The organism is Oligella sp. HMSC09E12 (assembly GCF_001808505.1).
Classification (GTDB): Bacteria; Pseudomonadota; Gammaproteobacteria; order Burkholderiales; family Burkholderiaceae_B; genus Oligella; species Oligella urethralis.
Genome location: NZ_KV793551.1, coordinates 1 through 4,858 on the forward strand (window position 1 = coordinate 1; position 4,858 = coordinate 4,858).

Annotated in this window: 2 protein-coding genes; both read right to left on the reverse strand. The window is 45.5% G+C overall.

What is annotated here, in order from left to right:
- Positions 1-96 precede the first annotated feature (96 nt).
- Complete coding sequence (locus HMPREF3179_RS03115; RefSeq protein ID WP_048767049.1) at positions 97-612, reverse strand: OmpA family protein; 516 nt, start codon at positions 610-612, stop codon at positions 97-99.
- A gap of 100 nt (positions 613-712) precedes the next feature.
- Complete coding sequence (locus HMPREF3179_RS03120) at positions 713-3,820, reverse strand: autotransporter outer membrane beta-barrel domain-containing protein (RefSeq protein ID WP_070469699.1); 3,108 nt, start codon at positions 3,818-3,820, stop codon at positions 713-715.
- Between the last annotated feature and the right edge of the window lie 1,038 nt (positions 3,821-4,858).

Genomic DNA, 4,858 nt, shown 5'->3' on the forward strand with positions numbered 1-4,858 from the left:
GGTTTGCCAACCTCGCTGGGCAAACAGAAAAACCGGAGCTCTACCCACTCACAGAACTCCGGTTTAATCGCTATCGATATGAATCGAAAACGTCGCCTATTTCGGCTGTTTAATACCGATAATCGTCACATCCACACGGCGATCCGGCTGTAAGCAATCGATTAACGCACGGGTGGCGACATTACCCTCACAACCTTGGGTGACCGGCTGTGATTTACCACGACCTTCCGCACTAATCGGTGCAGTCACGCCTTGGCTCTGTAAATATTGCTTCACGGTCTGTGCTCTTTGCTCCGATAAGCGTTGGTTATACGGCACGGAACCTAAACGGTCGGTATGACCCACTAAGGCAATGCCGTCAATACGCGCATAACCGGTACGAAGCTTTTCCGCGAGCTCATTCAACTCTTGGCGACCGGCCGGTAATAATCCGTCCTCATGCCCTTGGTCAAAGTAAAAGAGCGCATCGGCTTTTAAGGAGATCTGCTCCTGCACCACCGGTGCATCCTCGCACCACTGATAGTCCACGTCCTTTAAATTCACACACGCACTCAGCGCAAGCGCTAAACCCATCACCGAGGCACCACGTAAGCTCTTAACAATCTTCATCATCCTGTCCTTCTTATTCAATACTTAAGTTATTTTGACTGTGAAGCGACACAGTCAGTCGGGGTTGACCGCATCGCTTCTGATACGCTTTGCGTTAATTCATTTACCAACGGTAGCTAAAACCAATGCGACCACTGTAGCCCTCACGAGAAGCACTCGTGCTACGGTACACCTTGTTCTTATAACCACCTAAGTTACGCTCGTAACTCACGTCACCGTAAATGTAGGTGGATTTACCGATCGGTAACTGCGCTCCCACGCTCACCTCACCCCATGTCTTCGCAAAGCGCTCTTTAATGCGGTCACGACCTAAGTCCGCCTTCGCATCGTTACCCGTAAAGTCATGTAAGACGTTAGCCGCCACATAAACGGTATTGGTGCGTAAGTTCTCATTACCGCTATTCCACGCTAAGCGTGCACCGATGCGACCACGTAAGGTGCCGTCACTTTGACCCTTAATCTTACGTACGCCGTCATCCATGCTGTTTAGGTTCACGTACTGATAGGCTAACTGAGCCTGTGGCTCAATCAACCATTGGCTGTTACCGATCTGCCATGGGCGACCAACCTCAACGGAAGCACCCAAGCCAAAGCCATTCTGACTGAGGCGCTCACCACCGATACTCTTATACTTATTGTGGATATAAGAAACGTTACTCACTAAGTCAAGGTAAGTGCCGTTAGCTTTGTACCACGTACGGTAAGCACCAATGGACACCATGTCGGTATCGGCACTACCGGTCTTTTTATCCTCAACCACACGACCGTTTTCTGCTCGGTATTTATCGTAAAAGTCACTGTCGGCACGGCTGTACGTTAACATCACGCCTGTGTGACGGTGGTTTTTCTCATTATCGGTATACACCTCTAAGTCCGTACCAAACTGAATCATCTTGGTATCGGCATCGTAACCGAAGCGATGTTTACCTTGTTCTTTTAACTTACCGAGTTCAATACGACCCCAGATTGGGTACGGTTGATTATCGGCTCGTACGCGCTCGTAGTACTCACACGGAATCTTTCCGCACTCATCCCATAACCACGTTTGCTGCTCACCCACGCGTTGATGTAAGCGGCTCATCTGTGCAAAACCTAACTCACGGTTAATCTTCGGCACTTGCACGTAGCCGGAGGTACCCGGGGTGAGGATAGGGGTCGGTGGCGTAGGCTCTTCCGGCGTCGGTGGGGTTACCGGTGGAGTTGGGTCTTCAGGCTCCGGTGGCGTTGGATCTTCCGGCTCCGGCGTTGTGCCGGCTTGCAGCACCCAATAGTAGCTATTGCCATTTTTAACTAACTGCGCTTGACCGGCGTTCTTCGTTTCCGCGGTACCGGTAAAGGTGAGGCTCTTATTGCCTTTGATGTCCTCATGACCACCAAAATCAATCCCGTTAACCGTCACCACCGGTGACTGCCAACGACCGTTCTTTTCACCTTCTTCAATGGTCACATCACCGATAATGCCACCGGGCACACTCACTCGGGTTCCACCCGAAGCATTGCCTTGAATGACTAATAAGTCATTTTCCTGAGCATCGGGGTTATTCCAATTCGTTTTAACTAAAAGCTGACTGGTATCCGGGTGACCCCAGTAGTCACCCTCAATGGTTAATACGCCATTAGGGTCTTTGCTACCGTCACGCAAGTCAATGGTGCCCTCGTTCTTAACGTGATAACGGACATTGGCTTTTTGCGTATTCGGTGCAAGGGCTAGGGTACCGGTCTTTGCGATAGTAAGCCGGCCTAAACGCTCATCATCCCAACCGCTATGTAAATCACCGGTCAGATTTAAACGGCCATTGGCTGTGCCATCGCCGATATTAATCTTGTCCCAGTGAGAAATGCGTGTGTTACCCGCTTCCCCTTCGGTCACGGAAGAACCGGTTAAGGTGGCGTTTAAGTTGAGAACGTCTTGTTTATGGTAGCCTCCTTCTAAAGAATCGGTGATGGGCTCTTGGAAATATTTGAAACTACCGGTCGGATAGTCAACGTATTCGCCTTCGTCGACCAAGGTGATTTCTTTGACTAAGTTCGGATCGTCATCTTTTTCATTCGCATCAGGCGAAGGACTCTCGTGATCATTATCATCATACCCACTACCACTGCCACTGCCACTACCACTGCCACTACCACTGCCACCATCATCAATACAATCGCAACCGGGTTCAACTTCAACTCGACCTTCTCCGTCCAATACCGCCAGTTGACTTAAATCCACATCACCACCGAGAGTGACGGTATCGGACTCATGACCCATGTATAAATTACCCTTAAGCGCACCGCCTGTCGCATGCAACGTATCTGAACCTCCGGTGAAAAAAGTATCCGTCAGGCTTCCACCGGTCATGGGTACGATAAAATTTTTGGGTCCATTAGCAACGGAGCTAGGAGAGTTTGCTGAGTTAAGCACCAGAAGATCCTTAATATCACCATCGGTGATTTTTACCTGGGTGTTTCCATTCTTATAAACCACCGCTCGTTCAACCTCTGTACCGGCAAAATTAATCTCTCCACTAAGAGCGGCCTTGGTTAACTTGCCACCATTAAGGTCAATTTTATTATTTTCTGTCAAAGGGCCGATGAAGACACCATTTACTTCACCATCATTAACGGTCAGGGTGTTGTCGTTAGCTCCGATCTCAACATAACTAACTTTACCACCATTAACTGTAATCGCATTATCAGTTGCACTATCGTAAATTGCATCATAGTAAATTACATGATCGTAAATTCTAATACCGTATACCTCGCCGCCTTCGACAGTCAACTCATTCTTGTCAGAGGCAAACTGAAAGAGTTCAATACGCCCTCCTTCTTCTACAGTAACTTTATGCTCACCGATGTATGCATCATCATCAGATAATTCACCTTTAAAATAAAAGTTTTTTGCAAAGCCACCATCTTTTACAGTAACTTGATTGCCCTTACCATTAAAACCAAATTCCTCAGCCCCATCATACACACCACTTTGTTCAATGATGACTCTGTTGTTGCTTGACTCAAAGTTAAAACCTTTAGCAATGCCATCATTAACTACAGTAACCTCATTGTTATTCCCCCAAAAATAAAAGAGCTCAGCAAAACCGCTGTTTGTAATCGTGACTTTATTGTCTTCATTAAAGTAAGAGTCAAGGCAAAGATCTCCCCCGGAAATCGTCCCATTCCAGCCAGTAGTAGGATTTCCCGAGTTGCGATTCGGCGGACACTCCGCCATCGCCGGGATGGATACTAGCCCCCCATGACGCTTGCCAATATCAGGACCAACTTACGCGCCTCAAAGGGTCTATTAGTCGCTCTAAGCGCTTTTGTTTGATTTTTACTCATAACACATCCCTAATTAAACCGACATAGTCGTAACGACTGCAACATATAATGTTGCATTGCTTTTCTAAATATATGAGCATATATCGCCCAAATTTAGTTTAAGAATTACACAATTTCTTAAATCTACTTATGCTTAGGTCACATTGATGAATGTGATACCTACGCAAATCAATCGCACGCCGATCATTCTCAATCAGCGTACAATCAAATAACGGCTTATTTATTAATAAACTTTAATCAATAAAAATTCTGAACTTTGCCATTGTGCAAAGGAAAATCCCCTACCCTATACTTTAGGCACAAATCAAATTATAGCGATAAACTAACATAAATCAATAACTTAGAGACTAACTCATGGTTACCCAATGAAACCGAACTGACATAAATACAACATCATTAATTCGAACTGATTCCTTTAAACTGATACCTTTTATTACGTCATCAGATAAATTATCCCAATAGCTTGTGAAAAACGGACAACTGATCATGCCCGCTTAAATCTTAAAAACACGCTAAAGACATTGCAAAGCAATGACACCAACAGATATTGCTAAAGTTAAAAAATCACGAATTGCGGATGTGATAGTTCCCCGCTACTTAGCAATAACTATTGATGAAAATTTTTTGCGTTCAGTCACTTTAAAATACTAATAAACTCATATACAAATAAATCGCTGCATGCCGGAGCACCTCGAAGTGCTATTGCTGCTCTACCCATAGAAACACAGTCTAAAGACAGCCATGTCACACTAACATTAAGTGTATGTCCTTACGATCAAAACTAGTATTTAAATGCCGAGCAACTTAGGAGCTATTCCAAAAGTATATATTTAAGGACTCATCTCTAAACCTATAAAAATCAATCCTTAATATTTAAAAATTCAGCCCAAACAAAAAAGGAGCCGGGATAAACCCGACCCCAAACTGC